At 61.1% G+C, this 16,559-nt stretch carries 11 protein-coding genes; all 11 read left to right on the top strand.

The genetic code is table 11. From position 1 onward, the window contains the following. Window positions 1–240 precede the first annotated feature (240 nt). The 11 genes from HMPREF2710_RS09050 (at window position 241) to infB (ending at window position 16,494) form a co-directional block, all read left to right on the top strand. The gene (locus HMPREF2710_RS09050) at window positions 241–1,095 is read left to right on the top strand and encodes a chromosome partitioning protein ParA (RefSeq protein WP_141746636.1); all 855 of its coding nucleotides are present in this window, start codon (window positions 241–243) and stop codon (window positions 1,093–1,095) included. Window positions 1,096–1,303: 208 nt separating this feature from the next. Beyond that, window positions 1,304–2,494, top strand: coding sequence for an efflux RND transporter periplasmic adaptor subunit (locus HMPREF2710_RS09045; RefSeq protein WP_070600710.1), 1,191 nt, complete (start codon window positions 1,304–1,306; stop codon window positions 2,492–2,494). Between the two features lie 9 nt (window positions 2,495–2,503). Further along, a complete protein-coding gene (locus HMPREF2710_RS09040) occupies window positions 2,504–4,552 on the top strand; it encodes an ABC transporter ATP-binding protein/permease (protein ID WP_070600709.1) in 2,049 nt (682 codons plus the stop codon). 224 nt (window positions 4,553–4,776) lie between these two features. Next, window positions 4,777–6,132: a M50 family metallopeptidase gene (locus tag HMPREF2710_RS09035; RefSeq protein WP_070600708.1), complete on the top strand. Its 1,356-nt coding sequence runs from the start codon at window positions 4,777–4,779 to the stop codon at window positions 6,130–6,132. Window positions 6,133–6,271: 139 nt separating this feature from the next. After that, on the top strand, window positions 6,272–7,414 hold the full coding sequence (ispG, locus tag HMPREF2710_RS09030) for a flavodoxin-dependent (E)-4-hydroxy-3-methylbut-2-enyl-diphosphate synthase (RefSeq protein ID WP_044142245.1): 1,143 nt from the start codon (window positions 6,272–6,274) through the stop codon (window positions 7,412–7,414). A 182-nt stretch (window positions 7,415–7,596) separates the two neighbouring features. Continuing rightward, window positions 7,597–8,877, top strand: a complete 1,281-nt coding sequence (locus tag HMPREF2710_RS09025; RefSeq protein ID WP_070600707.1) for a GNAT family N-acetyltransferase — start codon at window positions 7,597–7,599, stop codon at window positions 8,875–8,877. 112 nt (window positions 8,878–8,989) lie between these two features. Beyond that, window positions 8,990–10,834 carry a proline--tRNA ligase gene (locus tag HMPREF2710_RS09020; protein WP_070600706.1) on the top strand — a complete coding sequence of 615 codons (1,845 nt, stop codon included), beginning with the start codon at window positions 8,990–8,992 and terminating at the stop codon, window positions 10,832–10,834. A gap of 86 nt (window positions 10,835–10,920) precedes the next feature. After that, the gene (gene rimP, locus HMPREF2710_RS09015; RefSeq protein ID WP_070507734.1) at window positions 10,921–11,592 is read left to right on the top strand and encodes a ribosome maturation factor RimP; all 672 of its coding nucleotides are present in this window, start codon (window positions 10,921–10,923) and stop codon (window positions 11,590–11,592) included. Between the two features lie 109 nt (window positions 11,593–11,701). Beyond that, window positions 11,702–12,799 (top strand): transcription termination factor NusA, encoded by a 1,098-nt coding sequence (gene nusA, locus HMPREF2710_RS09010; protein ID WP_005507087.1) that lies wholly within the window; start codon window positions 11,702–11,704, stop codon window positions 12,797–12,799. A 251-nt stretch (window positions 12,800–13,050) separates the two neighbouring features. Further along, entirely contained in the window at window positions 13,051–13,392 is a 342-nt protein-coding gene (locus tag HMPREF2710_RS09005; RefSeq protein WP_012903934.1) for a YlxR family protein, read from the top strand. 219 nt (window positions 13,393–13,611) lie between these two features. Continuing rightward, window positions 13,612–16,494 carry a translation initiation factor IF-2 gene (gene infB, locus HMPREF2710_RS09000; RefSeq protein ID WP_070600705.1) on the top strand — a complete coding sequence of 961 codons (2,883 nt, stop codon included), beginning with the start codon at window positions 13,612–13,614 and terminating at the stop codon, window positions 16,492–16,494. Window positions 16,495–16,559: the final 65 nt, after the last annotated feature.

Here is a 16,559-nt window from a genome sequence, read left to right as displayed (position 1 = left end):
GCGGGTGCCCCTGTAGGAACGAGGACGAACACTGCCCCTCCAGCCGTATCCCGATGGAGAAACATTCGGGGTGCCTCCCAAACACTGCATAGGGTACGATGGCGAACCCCGTCCCCCTTGCCTCCCCCCCCGGCCCATAGTAGGCTAGTGTTCAAAATATGTTCTCTCTAGGGCAAACAACGAAGAGCCCCTGAATGAGCAGACAAATATGCAGCATATATTTCACGAGGAAGTGCCCCTATGCGTCGACCGAACACCCTACGAGCCCTTGCCGGGGCTATACTCCCGCTAACCCTGGTGCTTAGCTCCTGCGCATCCGGGCAGCCCAGCGCCGACTCCTCGGCGTCCGCTAACACTGAGAAGGCGTATAGCGCCTCCAAGAGCCCCGATAGTCAAGCTATCGAAAAAGTGGAGAACCTCGCCTCACTTTCTGACAACGTTGCCCGTGCCTACCAGCGTTCCCTGAGCCAGTGCATGGCTGAACGAGGATTCCCGAACTACAAGGTTCCTGCCGGAGAAACTGAACCCCCGCTGCTACAGACCGCTGGTTTCGAACCTCTCACCGTCGCGGATGCCCGCACTCGCGGATACAAAGAGCGCTGGTCTTTGGTAACTGCTGAGCTGGAAGAGCAGAGCCGCACTATGAGCGACGCCGAAATGCAGGCTCTTCACGGCACTGAAGGAAAGGGCGGTTGCCAGCAAGAAGCCACCCGCGCAGTCTTCGGTTCAGAAGAATCCCGTGCGATCATAAAAAAGGTCAACGTCACTGCGGTTCACTACCTTAACAACGACGCAATCTTCAAAGATCTTGGGCCTGCCACCGAGAAGTGGGCACAGTGCATGAAGGAACGCTTCGGAGGCGACTACACGTCTCCGGATATGGCTCGCGAACAGTACCGCCAGAACAACCAGGACACCCACGAGCTGGCGATCAACGATGCGACCTGCCGCGAAGCAACCGGGCTGGATACCGAACAGCGAAAGATGGCTATCGCTTACCTGAGTTCCTTCCTCGAAAAGGAGCAGGGCCTCATCGAACAGGTGACCACCGCCAAGAAAACTGCTGAAGAGAACGCCCGAAAGATTCTGAGCTAACCCTCCGGACTAACCAGGCTGGACTAACCCTCCGGACTAACCAGAACAGGCGTACAGGGTAGCTGCAGCAGCTACACCTCGTCACAGCGTATTGTGCCCGGCACGTATCCCCGTGCCGGGCACAAACTAACCCCACACGGCACCGCCGCCTAAGCCCAAACGGCACAGACAATAGCGTTCCCACACGCGCACCCAAAGAAGGGACACCATGAGCGCCACCCCCACCCGCCAGAAGAAAACCCTCTGGCTCTACGGTATTATCGCCCTGCTCCTCATCCTTACCGTCGGTACGCTCATCAGCGCCCAAAACATCAAAACCACCGCCCAAAAAGACGCAGAAGCGGCACCCCCGGACCCCTCCACCATCACCGCCACGGTTACCCGCGAAAAATTGCGCACCACCGTGCCCCTGACCTGCACCGCCAACTACGCCACCTCAACCCCGCTACGCTACAGCGGCGAAGGACAGTACACCGCAATCACCATCAAACACGGTGACACCGTCGGCAACGGCACCCTCATCGCAGAAGTCAACGGTGAACCTCTCATCACTCTCACCGGCGGCTTCGCGCTCTACCGCGACCTCAAACTCGACGACAGCGGCCCCGACGCCGCACTCCTCAACGAGGCACTAACCGCCATGGGACGCCAGGGCCCGCAGCCCGCGCGCATCACCGAAGACACCTACGAGGCTCTCAACAACCTCCTCGACAGCCTCGGCTACGCGCACGTGAAGACTGACCAGCCCATTCCCGCCCGCTACTTCCTCATCATCAACCGTGCCGGAGTTGTCACCGGCAACCCCCGCGCAACCGGCGCCATCGCGGACGGCCCCGTAGCCACCATCGCAGAAGGTAGCAAGACCCTCAGCTGCACCGGAACCACCGGCAGGCTCACCCCCGAAGCTCGTAGCGGTCAGAAGGTAACCGTGCCCTCCCTCGGTGATACTGAGTACGTTGCAACCCTTGGATACAAGAACACCACCGAAGCTGCCGGCGCCGCAGGCAACAGCCAGGCCGGTCGCCAGGCCAATGGTGTAGAAGGCGCGGCTGGCTCCAACCTCAAGGGCGCAGCCGGCGCGGCTGGAAGCACCGAAGGGGAACGTATCCTCACTCTCGACGTAGGGGATAAGGCGGACAGCCTCCGAGGCGCCGTCAACGCGGAACTCACCCTCGAAGAAACCCCCGAAGCGCACCTGGTCGTACCCTCATCGGCGCTCTACACCCGTGACGGACAGACCCGAGTCATCGTGCTCGGTCCCGAAAGCTCCAACGGATCGAAGGCACGTGAAGAACGCGAGGTAACCGTTACCGTCATCAGCAACGCCAACGGCAAGAACGCCGTCACCGGTGACCTGCACGAAGGCGACAGCGTCAAAATCATGCGCGAGAAAAAGTAGGGAGTAGCCATGACTGACTCCCGCGCTGCTCACGCGCACCCACCAGCCTATAGCGTCGATATTCAGGGAGTGTCCCAGCACTTTATGCAGGGTGACACTCGAATTGACGTGCTCAAAAATATTGACCTGAAAGTCCGCTACGGAGAAGTCGTCGCAATCCTGGGGCCGTCCGGCAGTGGCAAATCAACCCTGCTGAACATCCTCGGCCTGCTCAGCACGCCCGCCTCCGGCAGCTACCTGCTGGACGGTACAGACACCGCAACCTTCACCGCGGCACAGCGAGCTGAAGCGCGCCTGGACAGCATCGGCTTCGTCTTCCAAGCGTTCCACCTCATCGAGCATAAGAACGTGTACCGCAACGTTGAGCTACCGCTCATTTACCGTGGTGTGCCCAAAGCGGAGCGAGCGCAACGTGTTGCGGATACTCTCGCCCTGCTGGGGTTGAGCCACCGGACGGATGCGCCCATCACCACTCTCTCCGGTGGCGAGAAGCAGCGTGTGGCTATTGCGCGTGCGCTCATTGGGGAACCGGCGTTGCTGCTCTGTGACGAGCCGACCGGCTCGCTGGATGAAGAGCTCACCCGTGAAGTGATTGACCTGCTCCGCGAATGTACGGGCGATCAGCAAAGCACGATTGTGATTACCCACGACCCGCTCGTGGCGGAGCACTGCGACCGGGTGCTGCGTATGCACGAGGGGCAGCTCATCGAGCAGGATGCGCCGCGGCAGGAAGAAACGACCGCTCGTGAGCTTCTGAACCAGCCTAGCTTTGCTGAGGAACAAGCCTCTAAGCCGCAGGGGAGCGGACGCACACCCTGGGCGCTCGCCTCTCTCAAAGAAGCGTGGGACGCTACCGTTCACCGGGTGAGGCGTAATATCTTCACCATGCTTGGTGTGGTTCTGGGTATCGCTTCGCTCGTGCTGACTGTTGGTCTGACCGCCACCATTTCTGGGCAGCTGGCTGACAGCTTCGACATTTTTAGGGCTAAGCACCTGACGATTAGCTCTACCCGAACCGAAGCTATGAGCCGGGCTGAACTTCTGAGCCTAGCGGCAAGCGAGAATTATCGGCGTGTTAGCCAGCTGAACGGAGTGACCGGTACCGCGCTGGTGGATCAGCTGGATGAATCCACCGATATTCAGCGCGGTCCCGACAACTTTGGCGAGCGCGGCGCTAACGTGACGGCGTCCGTTCTGGCGGCAACGCCCAGCATCTTTAGCGTGCAGGGCCACGAGCTGGTGTGGGGTCGCACCTTCGATGAGGGGCATATGGAGCGGAACGATAAAGTCGTGGTGCTCAGCGAAAGCGTGATGCGCCAGCTCGGGCTGCCCTATAGCCCCGGGGTCACGGTTTATATTCACGATGAGCCGTACACCGTCATCGGTGTGGTGCGGGAGAATCCCTCGCTGACTCTGTCGTACGGTTCGGTCTACCTGCCTCTGGGCGCGAAGCCTGGTGCCGATGTTGAAGAAGCGCAGCCCGCTGCCGGTGGTGGTGCCGCTGCGGCGCAGACCGGTAAGCGTTCCACTCAGATTGTGGTGAGTACTGTTGCCGGTGCCGCAAACCAGATTGCGGAGGAAGCACCGTACGCGCTCTCGCCGGAACGTCCCGCCCTGTATAGCGTGAGTGTGCCGCCGGAGCCGAAGACCCTTCGTGAGGCTGTCGACCAGCAGCAACGCACGATGCTTCTTGCCATGAGCGTTATTACCCTCGTGATTGGTGCGATGGGCATTATGAATACGTTCTTGGTTGCGGTGATGGAGCGTCGCCGTGAGGTTGGTTTGCGTCTGGCTATTGGTATGCGCCCTTCGGGTATTCTGCTGCAGTTCTCGGCGGAGGCGCTGCTGACCGGCATCCTGGGCGCTGTGGCTGGTATTGTGCTGGCGGTTAACGGCATCTCGATTGTGTCTTTGATGAACCGTTGGACGCCGATTATTAGTGCCGACACTATTCTGCTGGGCCTGGGTGCTGGTGCGCTGGTTGGTGTGTTGGCTGGTCTGTACCCGGCGGCGAAGGCTTCGCGTATTGACCCGGCGCAGACCCTGGCGGCAGGCTAGTCGCGCTGAGTAGGGTTTGGAGGGGCGGTGTCGTCCGTAGTGACATCAGGGTGCCCGAAGCGAAGCGAGGGCGGGTGCCCCTGTAGGAACGAGGACGAACACCGCCTCCTCCTCTGCCCAAAGAAAGTGGCCAGCCAGCCCAAAAGAAAGCAGGGGAGGGCGCCTTCACAGGCTGAGCGAGTATCCTAGAAGCTTCGTATCCCCGAACCGAAACGAGAAAAAGCGTGGAAATCCTGCTGTACGCTGTGGGCATTATCCTCATGGCAATCGCTATTGCCGTCTCGATTGCCCTGCACGAGGTGGGGCATCTGGTGCCCGCGAAGCTATTTAATGTGCGCGTTCCGCAGTACATGATTGGCTTCGGTAAGACCGTGTTCTCTTTCCGCCGCGGCGAGACTGAGTACGGTTTCAAGGCAATCCCGTTGGGCGGTTACATTTCGATGATTGGCATGTACCCGCCGAGCCCTGCTGAGGTGAAGGAGCACCATGAGGAGGGCCATTCGGGCAGTACCAGCCCGTTTGCGTCCATGGCTGAGGAGGCGCGTGCGGCGGATGCTGAGCGCATGAAGCCCGGTGATGAGAACCGCCTTTTCTATAAGTTGCCGGTGCTCAAGCGCATGGTGATTATGTTGGGCGGCCCGACCATGAACCTGCTGATTGGTGTGTTGTGTACTGCTGTGCTGATTTGTGGTTTTGGTACGGCTCAGGTGACGAATAAGGTGTCGGCAGTGTCTGAGTGCGTGCCGAGCGTGAATGTCACTCATGATTCGATTAGCTATGGCGAATGTACTGATAAGTCCACTCCGTCGCCGGCGAAGGCTGCTGGTGTGCAGGTGGGTGACCGCGTGGTGGCGGTGAACGGTACCCAGACTGGTTCGTGGGAGGCTGTGTCTTCGGCGATTCGTGCGGCGGGTTCTCACCCGAGCACTTTGACGGTGGAGCGTAATGGTCAGCGTCTGGATTTGTCGGTGACTCCGGTTGAGATGATCCGCCCGATTTCTGATGGTAAGGGCCAGTATGCGCGTGCTGCGGATGGTTCGATTGCGACGACTCGCGGCGGTTTTGTGGGTGTTTCCCCGTCGAGTGAGTTGGTGCCCGGTTCTATTACTGAGGTGCCTGCGATGGTGGGCGATACGCTCTCGCGTGTGGGTTCGTCGATGTTGTCGTTGCCGCAGCGTGTGTGGGAGTTGACGGTGACTTTGGTGACTGGTGGTGAGCGTAGCGCCGAGTCGCCGGTGTCTGTGGTTGGTGTGAGTCGTATTGCCGGTGAGGTGACGGCTACTGACCGTATTGATGTGAAGGCGAAGGCTGCGATGTTGGTCTCGCTGGTGGCGAATATGAATTTGATGCTTTTTGCGTTTAATCTGATTCCGCTTCTGCCTCTGGATGGTGGCCACGTGTTGGGTGCGCTCTGGGAGGGTGTGCGTCGTTTCTTTGCGCGTTTGACTGGGCGTAAGGATCCGGGTCCGTTTGATCCGGTGAAGTTATTGCCGTTGACGTATGTGGTGGCGGGCGCGTTCATTGTGATGTCTGTCATTCTGATTGTGGCGGATATTGTTAAGCCCATCACCCTGTTTTAGTGTGTTGTTGCACGCGGTAAGGGTACCCGTATTAGTGCTTTCTTTCGCGTCAGTGGCACAATAAAAAGTTGAACGAAGGATGCGTCGTACGTCCTTCATAACCCATGTATGGAGGAAAACCTTGTCGGTCAGCCTTGGTATGCCGAAGCCCGCTCCCGCGGTTCTGTCCCCGCGTCGTAAGACTCGCCAGTTTAAGGTGGGTTCTGTCGGTGTTGGTTCTGAATCTCCGATTTCGGTGCAGTCGATGACGACCACTAAGACCCACGACATTGGTGCGACTCTGCAGCAGATTGCTGAGTTGACCGCTGCCGGTTGCGATATTGTGCGTGTGGCGTGCCCGACTGATAAGGATGCGGAGGCTCTGCCCATTATTGCGAAGCAGTCCCGTATTCCGGTGATTGCTGATATTCACTTCCAGCCGAAGTACGTGTATGCGGCTATTCAGGCTGGTTGCGGTGCTGTGCGCGTGAACCCGGGTAATATCCGTAAGTTCGATGACCAGGTGAAGGAAATCGCTCAGATGGCTTCGGACCACGGCGTTTCTCTGCGTATTGGTGTGAACGCTGGTTCGCTGGATAAGCGTCTATTGGAGAAGTACGGTAAGGCTACTCCGGAGGCTCTGGTTGAGTCTGCTGTGTGGGAGGCTTCGCTCTTTGAGGAGCACGGTTTCCGTGATTTCAAGATTTCTGTGAAGCACAATGACCCTGTGGTGATGGTGGAGGCGTACCGTCAGCTGGCTGAGCGCGGTGACTGGCCCCTGCACTTGGGTGTGACTGAGGCTGGTCCGGCGTTCCAGGGCACTATTAAGAGCTCGGTGGCGTTCGGTACTCTGCTGTCTCAGGGTATTGGCGATACTATTCGCGTGTCGCTGTCTGCTCCTCCGGTTGAGGAGGTGAAGGTGGGCACCAAGATTCTGGAGTCGCTGAACCTTCGCCCCCGCAAGCTGGATATCGTGTCTTGCCCGTCGTGTGGTCGTGCGCAGGTGAACGTGTGGGAGCTTGCTGAGAACGTGACTAAGGGCCTGGAGCACATGAAGGTTCCGCTGCGTGTTGCCGTGATGGGTTGCGTGGTGAACGGTCCGGGTGAGGCTCGTGAGGCTGACCTGGGTGTTGCGTCCGGTAACGGTAAGGGCCAGATTTTTGTGAAGGGTGAGGTCATTAAGACTGTGCCTGAGGATCAGATCGTTGAGACTCTGATTGAAGAGGCGACCCGTATTGCGGCTGAGATGGAGGCTTCGGGCGAGTATGTTCCCGAGGGTTCCCCGGCTGTTTCGGTGAGCTAGTTAGCTTTGTGCGCGGAGGCGCCCTGGTGAGGGGTGCCTCCGCGTTTTTCCGGTTATTGTGGTGGCAGGCTTGGTGTTTGCCGCTGCTGGTTGTGGCCGCAGGATCCGGCTGCTTTTTCGGGGGTGCGTACCCCCGTGTTTTCACTTATTTTTGTCGCTCATTCTCTATCACTCAACAGGTCATGTTCACTCTTTTTTCTCGCCGCCGTAAGGCTAATCGTGCCCGGCGTGCTGCTGTTTCGTCTGCTGCTGTTTCGTCGATGGGCTCTTCCCCTATGCCTGATTGCGTGAAGGAACACGTTTTTGCTCTGGATGCTCGGTGGTGCGATGAGCTGGAGGAGGTCCTGTTCAGTGACCCGGTCCCGAATCTGTACTCCATTGAGCATTATTTGGCGTGCCCTCTTCCGGTGAGGTCCCCGCGTATTCCGTTGCATTACTATCAGGGTTTTGTGGGTTGTGAGCGTGACGGGCAGTTGTGCTGTGTGCTGCTGTTGGGTTCGAATGTGGTGCCGGTGCGCCTGTGCGGTGCCGCGGTTGAACACGCCGCCGTTGAACACGCTGAACACGATGCGGATTCTCATGGCGCCGACTCTCACGTTGCTGAAGCGGCGGATGCCCCCGCTCTGGATGCTACGGCGCTCGCGCATCGTGACGCGCTGGCTCAGCTGCTACTGCAGGTGGGTGCTCGCCTGGATTCCATGTTCGGTGAGAGCGCCTTCGTGATGCCCCTGTGGACGCGCATGCAGGAGCTGTGCGAGCAGACTCGCGGCGGTAAGAGCCCGCTGTTGCAGATGCTGCAGCCGAGCCTGGGTGACGGTTGCGATCACCGTGCGCGGGTTCTGTCGGAGCGTCCCAATCAGCCGCTGCTGTATCTGCCGCCGGAGAAGGACCTCGCCCGCTTCTACGAGGCGGAGCTTCCTGAGCTGCCGGCGCACCTGCCCGCGCCTCTCAAACCCGTGCCCATCAAACCCGAGCCCCTCAAGCCGGGGCAGAGCCCCGCCGGTGCTGTCCAACTCAGCGGTGAGCCTGCCGGGTATGCGCGCCTCGCCACCTCCGCGGACCTGGGGGAGCTTCTGCCCGCTGCAGCCGCCATGTTCACCGAGGAGGTCGGCTTCGACCCGGTTGCCCGCTACGGGGAGGGCTACGCGGCGCGCCTGCGCACGCTGATTGCCGGTCAGCGTTGCGCCATTGTCACCGATGTGAACGGTCGCGTTATCTTCAAGGCGGATGCGGGCATCGTGAACCTGGATGCCGCGCAGGTGCAGGGCGTGTGGCTGCACCCGGACTACCGCGGCTACGGGCTGGCTAAGCCGTTCTTTGCCGCCGCCGCGCAGATTCTGCAGCGCCGCTACCCGCATTTGAGCCTGTACGTGAACGACTACAACGCCCGCGCTCTTGCCATGTACCGGGGGACCGGTTGGGAGCAGATTGGGCAGTTCTCGACCATCATTTTTGAGCGCTAAACACGCCGAACCCTAAAACGCTATAAAATTAAAGACGACTGTGCCTTTTTCGTGGCTTACCCGGTGAGCCGTGGGCACCCTACCTAAACCTATCGACCTTTCAAGGAGAATCGTGGTACTTCGCCTTTCCAACCTCTTCGTGCGCACTCTGCGCGAGGACCCCGTAGACGCTGAGGTCGCCAGCCACAAGCTGCTGGTTCGCGCCGGTTACATCCGCCGCGCAGCCCCCGGCGTGTACACCTGGCTGCCCCTGGGCCTGAAGGTACTGCGCAAGGTCGAGAACATCATCCGCGAAGAGATGGACGCCATCGGCGCGCAGGAAGTTCACTTCCCCGCACTGCTGCCCCGCGAGCCCTACGAGGCAACCAACCGCTGGGACGAATACGGCGATAACCTCTTCCGCCTCAAGGACCGCAAGGGTGCCGACATGCTGCTGGCACCCACCCACGAGGAAATGTTCACCCTGCTGGTCAAGGACCTGTACTCCTCCTACAAGGACCTTCCGGTTTACCTGTACCAGATTCAGACCAAGTACCGCGATGAGGCGCGCCCCCGCGCGGGTCTGCTGCGCGGCCGCGAGTTCGTCATGAAGGACTCCTACTCCTTCAACATTGACGATGAGGGCCTGAACGAGGCGTACATGGCGCACCGCGCCGCATACCAGCGCATCTTCGAGCGCCTGGGCCTGGAGATTGTCATTGTGACCGCACAGTCCGGCGCAATGGGCGGCTCCCGCAGTGAAGAGTTCCTGCACCCGACCCCCATCGGTGAGGACACCTTCGTGCGTTCCGCGGGCGGCTACGCGGCAAACGTTGAGGCCGTCACCACCGTGGTTCCCGAGGAAATCGAAATCACCGAGGACACCCCGGCGGCAATCGTTGTGGACACCCCCGACTCCGCCACCATTGAGACCCTGGTGGAGCGCATGAACGAACTGCACTCCGAGGTTACCGGCGGCACCCTGGAAGCTTCGCAGACCCTCAAGTGCTTCCTGGGCACCGTCATCACCCCCTCCGGCGAGCGTAAGGTCTTCGCCGTGGGCGTTCCCGGCGACCGTGCCGTGGACCTGGGCCGCGTTGAGGTCAACATCGGCGCCCTGCTGGGCATCGGCGGCGAGGTTGAGGTTGAGGCAGCCAGCGAAGAGGACCTGAAGGCATACCCCCAGCTGGTCAAGGGCTACATTGGCCCCGGCCTGAGCCTGGATGCGCCCCTGTTCGGTGCGCACACCGAGGATGAGGCCGCCGTAGCTTCCGCAACCGGCATTCCCTTCTTCGTTGACCCCCGCGTGGTGCGCGGTACCCGCTGGGTGACCGGCGCAAACGAAGAGGGCAAGCACGTGGCGAACCTGGTCTTCGGCCGCGACTTCACCGCCGACGGCGTCATTGAGGCGTGCGAGGTGCGCGAAGGCGACCCGGCACCGGACGGCTCCGGCGAACTGGTGGCAGCCCGCGGCATCGAGATGGGTCACATCTTCGCCCTGGGCCGCAAGTACGCTGAGGCACTGGGCCTGAAGGTTCTGGACCAGAACGGCAAGCTGCAGACCGTGACCATGGGCTCCTACGGCGTGGGCGTGACCCGCGCACTGGCTGCTATCGCCGAGGGCAACCACGACGAGAAGGGCCTGATCTGGCCGCGCAACCTGGCACCGGCAGATGTGCACATCGTCATCACCGGCAAGGACGCAGCATCCCACGAGTACGCTGAAAAGCTCAGCGCATCCCTGGAATCCGCCGGCCTGCAGGTCATGCTGGATGACCGCCCGAAGACCAGCCCCGGCGTGAAGTTCGGCGACGCCGAGCTGCTGGGTGTGCCCACCATCCTGGTGATTGGTCGCGGCTTCAAGGACGGCGTGCTGGAGCTGAAGGACCGCCGCAGCGGTGAGGCTCGCGAGGTGTCCGTCGAGAACGCGGTGGCTGAGGTCATCGCTGAGGTGCGCGCGCCTAAGGCACGCCACTAGCCCGCTAAGACGTAAAACCGTCGCCACCTGCCCCGCCTCCCCGGAGGTGGGGCAGGGTAGCGGCGGAAGAATGAAAGAAGAGAACTATGGCATATAAGCCGAAGCGTTCTGGCTCTAAGAAGAGCGCCCCGAATGCGCGCGCTCGCCGTGCCGCATCCCGCGTGGCGAATGGTGTGAACGCTCCCCGCACTCGCGCTGAGAGTGAGCCCGTGGTGGAGGCACCGGTGCGCGTGGGTATCCGCGCGATCCGTGAGGAAGAGGTTGCCGATGCGATTGCCCCGGTTATCTCCGAGTTCTCGCTGGTGCTGGAGGGCCTGAAGATTTCGGGCCCGGCGGCGAACCGTACCGTGAAGATTACGGTGGACTACACCGCTGAGCGTACCGATTCGCTGTCGCTGGATTCTCTGGCGGAGATTTCCGGCGCGATTTCGAGCGCTCTGGACCGCGCGGATGAGAATGACGAGTTCTTCCCGTACGAGCTGGAGGTGTCCTCGCCCGGCGCTACCCGCGCCCTGACCGAGCGCCGCCACTGGGAGCGTGCCCGCACCCGCCTGATTGCGGTGACCGCACCCGACGGCACCGAGTACCTGGCGCGTCTGCACGAGGTGCAGGATGAGGGCCCGGTGCTGGCTCGTAAGAAGAACACGAAGAAGGGTCAGAAGGAGTCGTACCACGAGCCGTCTTTGCTTCCGTGGGAAAATATTGCTTCTGCTCACGTCGAGATTGACTTCAATTCGCCCGCTGAGCCGGTAGAATAGAGTTATTAAAGCTTCAGGCACGGGGTGTTCCGTGTCAGGTATATACCGTTCGGGAGCCGGGGCGCGTTGAGCGTCCCGGCGCCGTGCTAACTGGGAAAGGCTGAAAAGCGTGGAGGATATTAAAACTATTGACCTGGGCGCACTGCGCGCATTGGCGAAGCAGCGCTCTCTCGTCATGGAGGAGCTCTTCACCCTGGTTGAGAACGCCCTGCTGCTCGCGTACATGAAGCAGCCCGGCGCTATTAAGGGCTCTCGTGCCGTCATCGACCACACCACCGGCGAGTTCGTCATTCTGGCTCCTGAGCTTGATGAGGATAACCAGAAGATTGACGAGTTCGACGATACCCCGAACAACTTTGGCCGTATCGCTGCCGCAACCGTACGTCAGGTGCTCTCGCAGCGTCTGCGTGACGCTGAGGACGCATCCGTTCTGGGCGAGTTCAAGGACCGTGAGGGCACCCTGGTGTCCGGCGTGATCCAGCAGGGCAACAACCCGCGTATGGTTCAGGTTGACCTGGGCACCGTTGAAGCTGTTCTGCCCAGCAACGAGCAGGTTCCGGGCGAGAAGTACCCGCACGGCTCCCGCCTGCGCGCCTACCTGGTTGAGGCTCGCCGCGGCCCCAAGGGCCCCTCGATTGTGGTTTCTCGTTCGCACCCGAACCTGGTTCTGCGCCTGTTCGAGCACGAGGTTCCCGAGATTTCTGAGGGCCTGGTTGCTATTAACTCCATCGCCCGTGAAGCTGGTCACCGCTCCAAGATTGCGGTGTCCGCGAAGAACCCGACCATTAACGCTAAAGGTGCGTGCATCGGCGATATGGGTGCCCGCGTGCGTGCGGTTGCTGCCGAGCTGAACGACGAGAAGATTGACATTGTCGACTACTCGACCGATCCGGCAACCTTCATCGCTGCTGCGCTGTCCCCGGCGAAGGTCACCGAGGTCATTATCGCGAACCCGCGTGAGTACTCCGCTCGTGCCGTGGTTCCGGACGACCAGCTGTCCCTGGCTATCGGCCGTGAGGGTCAGAATGCGCGTCTGGCAGCGAAGCTGACCGGCTGGCGTATCGATATTCTCTCCGAGTCCAAGTACGCTCAGGTTCGTGCCGAGGAAGAGGTTGCAGCTCGCGTGGCTCGTAGCCTGGCTGAAGAAGCTTCCGCTGAGAAGGCAATTGAAGAAGCAACAGAAGAGTCCGCACAGGACGCTGAATAAGCATTAGCCCCGGTGAGGGGCGTATCCCGCGGCATATCCTTTTGATGCAGGCGCAAGAGATCGGGCAGTAACGTGCCCGGTGTTCTTGCGCCTGCGTCACAGTTTTGCCCATGATTCTTAAAAACGGGATACACTATTAAGATGTGCCGGTGTGTAACCGGGCGCTTTAACGCGCCCTCGCATACACCGGATGGAGCATCACGAATGTACTGCGAACGCGGTTCTACACACGCTAGAGAGGGGAGAGGACCATGAGCGATCACGACCTCACCGCAACCTCCGAAGCGTTTGAAGGACCGGTCCGCACCTGCATCGGATGCCGTGCCCGCGATGAACAGCGCAACCTGCTGCGCATCGCCCGCACACCCGTCACGTCTGCTACCGAGCAGGCGGACACCCCGCCCTATCAGCCCGATGCGGCGGGAACTATGCCCGGGCGAGGCGCTTGGATCCATCCGAGCGAAAAGTGCGTAGCCGCTCTGCAGAAAAAGAACGGTCTGGCGCGCGCCTTCAAAAAAGCGGTCCCTGCAGCCCAGTTGCAGGCGTGCTGTGAGCAGATTCGAGCCGTGATTGCGGACTCGACCCCCTCATAGACGCTTTTCGGGTATATGCCCTCTGTAAGTCAACGAGTTTGACGACTTCTTATCTGAAAGCGAGTCAGAAAACTGATGGATATCTAATGAGTGCCGCGAAATGAGTACCCTTTCGTGCTCACCCACCGGCAATTTCACGAATTGGCGCGCCTTCGGGCGTGCACCCCGTAAACATTAGTGTCCGCACCATTCCCGGTGCGGACCGGGAATGGAGAAAATTTGGCTCAGCCTCGAGTACACGAGTTTGCTAAAGAAGTAGGCGTACCTTCCAAGGAAGTTATCGCCAAGCTCAAGGATATGGGCGAGTTCGTTAAGAGCTCCTCTTCCACCCTGAACCCCATGGTTCTGAAGAAGCTGCGCGCGGAATTCCCCGCCGCAGCCGCTAAGCCTGCCGCAAAGGCAGCACCCGCAAAGGCCGCACCCGCGGAGTCGGCAGCTAAGCCGGCACCCAAGCCCGCAGCGGCTAAGCCCGCCGCTAAGCCTGCGGCAGCCCCCAAGCCCGCAGCGGCAAAGCCTGCCGCTAAGCCGGCACCCAAGCCTGCAGCTAAGCCCGCAGCAGCTGAGAGCGCAGCTCCCAAGCCCGCAGCAGCTAAGCCCGCCGCAAAGCCGGCAGCAGCACCCAAGCCCGGCGGCCCCCGCCCGGGTAACAACCCCTTCGCATCCCAGCAGGGCATGGCACGCCCCGAGGCTGCACCGAAGCCTGCCGCTCCCAAGCCTGCCGCTCCGAAGCCCGGCCCCAAGCCCGGTCCTCGCCCCGGTAACAACCCCTTCGCATCCCAGCAGGGTATGAAGCGTAACGGCGGCGACTCCCAGCGTTCCGGCGGTCCCCGTCCGGCACGTAACGGTCGTCCCGGCGGCAACGGTGGCGCACGCCCCGGCGGTAACGGCGGTCCCCGCCCCGGTGCACCCCGTCCGGCAGCTGGCGCACGTCCCGGTGGCAACGGTGGTCCCCGCCCGGCAGCTGGCGCACGTCCCGGTGCACCCCGTCCGGCTGGTGGCGGCGGCGCACGCCCGAACCCCTCGATGATGCCCAAGGTTTCCAACGTTGGTGGCGGCGCGTCCGGTTCCAACAACGGTGGCGGTAACGGTGGCGGCGGCGCACGTCGCGGCGGCGGTTCCGGCGGCTTCAACCGCGGTCCGGGTCGTCCCGGCCCCGGCGGTCGCGGCAACGCACAGGGTGCATTCGGTCGCGGTGGCTCCAAGCGTAAGGGCCGCAAGTCCAAGGCAGCTCGCCGCCATGAGCAGGAGCAGCTGAACGCACCGGCACCCGGTGGCGTGGTTGTTCCTCGCGGCGACGGCTCGACCGAGATTCGTCTGCGCCGCGGCGCGTCCATCATGGACTTCGCTGAGAAGATTGGCGCAAACCCGGCATCGCTGATTACGGTTCTCTTCCACCTGGGTGAGATGGCTACCCAGACTCAGTCCCTGGACGAGGAGACCTTCGAGCTGTTGGGTGCCGAACTGGGTTACGTCATCAAGATTGTTTCCCCGGAGGATGAGGAGCGCGAGCTGCTCGAGTCCTTCGACATCAACCTCGAAGCCGAAGCAGAAGCTGAGGGCGAGGACGTCCTGGAGGTTCGTCCCCCGGTTGTTACCGTCATGGGTCACGTTGACCACGGTAAGACCCGCCTGCTGGACGCTATCCGTAACACCAACGTTATTGAGGGTGAGGCCGGCGGCATTACCCAGCACATTGGTGCATACCAGGTCCACACCACCGTTGAGGGTGAAGACCGCGCGATTACCTTCATCGATACCCCCGGTCACGAGGCGTTCACCGCTATGCGTGCCCGCGGTGCGAAGGTCACCGACGTGGCAATCCTCGTGGTCGCAGCGGATGACGGCGTTATGCCCCAGACCGTTGAGGCACTGAACCACGCACAGGCAGCTAACGTGCCGATCGTGGTTGCTGTGAACAAGATCGATAAGGAAGGCGCGTCCCCGGACAAGATCCGTGGCCAGCTCACCGAGTACGGTCTGATCCCCGAAGAGTACGGTGGCGACACCATGTTCGTGGACGTCTCCGCTCGCAACGGCACCAACATCGACGAGCTGCTTGAGGCTGTCACCCTGACCGCTGACGTGCTCGAACTGACCGCTAACCCGAACAAGGAAGCACGCGGCGTTGCTATTGAAGCAAACCTGGACAAGGGCCGCGGTGCGGTTTCCACCGTCCTGGTTCAGTCCGGTACCCTGCGCGTCGGTGACGCTATCGTTGCCGGTGTTGCTCACGGTCGCGTTCGTGCAATGTTCGATGAGAACGGTCAGGCTGTGAAGGAAGCTGGCCCGTCCCGCCCCGTTCAGGTGCTGGGTCTGTCCACCGTTCCTCGTGCAGGCGACACCTTCCTCTCCACCGAGGAAGAGCGTACCGCTCGTCAGATCGCTGAGAAGCGTGAGGCTGCTGATCGTAACGCTCAGCTGGCTAAGCGTCGTAAGCGCGTGACCCTCGAGTCCTTCGATGCCGCTGTGGCTGAGGGCAAGATGGACACCCTGAACCTGATCATTAAGGGTGACGTCTCCGGTGCTGTGGAAGCACTGGAAGAGTCCCTGATGAAGATCGACGCCGGTGGCGACGAGGTTCAGCTGCGCGTCATCCACCGCGGTGTGGGTGCTATTACCCAGAACGACGTGAACCTGGCTACCGTGGACAACGCGGTCATCATCGGCTTCAACGTCCGCCCGGCAGAGCGCGTTGCAGAACTTGCCGACCGCGAAGGCGTCGAGATGAAGTTCTACTCGGTCATCTACCGTGCGATTGAGGAAATTGAGCAGGCCGTCAAGGGTATGCTCAAGCCCGAGTACGAGGAAGTGGAGCTCGGCTCCGCAGAGATCCGTGAGGTCTTCCGCTCCTCCAAGTGGGGCAACATCGCAGGTTCAATCGTCAAGAACGGCATCATCAAGCGCAACGCCAAGGCACGCCTGGTGCGCGACGGTTCCGTGGTGGCAGACAACCTCACCATCGAGTCGCTGCGTCGTTTCAAGGACGACGCTACCGAGGTTCGCGAAGGTTTCGAGTGTGGTATTGGCCTCGGCTCCTTCAACGACATCAAGGAAGGCGACATTATCGAGACTTGGGAGATGCGCGAAAAGCCGCGTGTCTAAGACTCACACGCTGATGCGCCCGTCACCCGCTAGTGTTCCCGCACCCGCAGGCTTCTAAAACTTAG

It is taken from the genome of Rothia sp. HMSC069D01 (genome assembly GCF_001810135.1).
Lineage (GTDB): Bacteria > Actinomycetota > Actinomycetes > Actinomycetales > Micrococcaceae > Rothia.
The sequence above is the reverse complement of the archived record's forward strand: the minus strand, read 5'-3'. Positions and strand labels throughout refer to the sequence as shown.

Excerpts from the sequence above, each read along its gene's own strand:
- HMPREF2710_RS09050 (WP_141746636.1), top strand. The coding sequence starts at position 241 with ATGCGTCGACCGAACACCCTACGAGCCCTTGCCGGGGCTATACTCCCG.
- HMPREF2710_RS09045 (WP_070600710.1), top strand. The coding sequence starts at position 1,304 with ATGAGCGCCACCCCCACCCGCCAGAAGAAAACCCTCTGGCTCTACGGT.
- HMPREF2710_RS09040 (WP_070600709.1), top strand. The coding sequence starts at position 2,504 with ATGACTGACTCCCGCGCTGCTCACGCGCACCCACCAGCCTATAGCGTC.
- ispG (WP_044142245.1), top strand. The coding sequence starts at position 6,272 with ATGCCGAAGCCCGCTCCCGCGGTTCTGTCCCCGCGTCGTAAGACTCGC.
- HMPREF2710_RS09025 (WP_070600707.1), top strand. The coding sequence starts at position 7,597 with ATGTTCACTCTTTTTTCTCGCCGCCGTAAGGCTAATCGTGCCCGGCGT.
- rimP (WP_070507734.1), top strand. The coding sequence starts at position 10,921 with ATGGCATATAAGCCGAAGCGTTCTGGCTCTAAGAAGAGCGCCCCGAAT.
- HMPREF2710_RS09005 (WP_012903934.1), top strand. The coding sequence starts at position 13,051 with ATGAGCGATCACGACCTCACCGCAACCTCCGAAGCGTTTGAAGGACCG.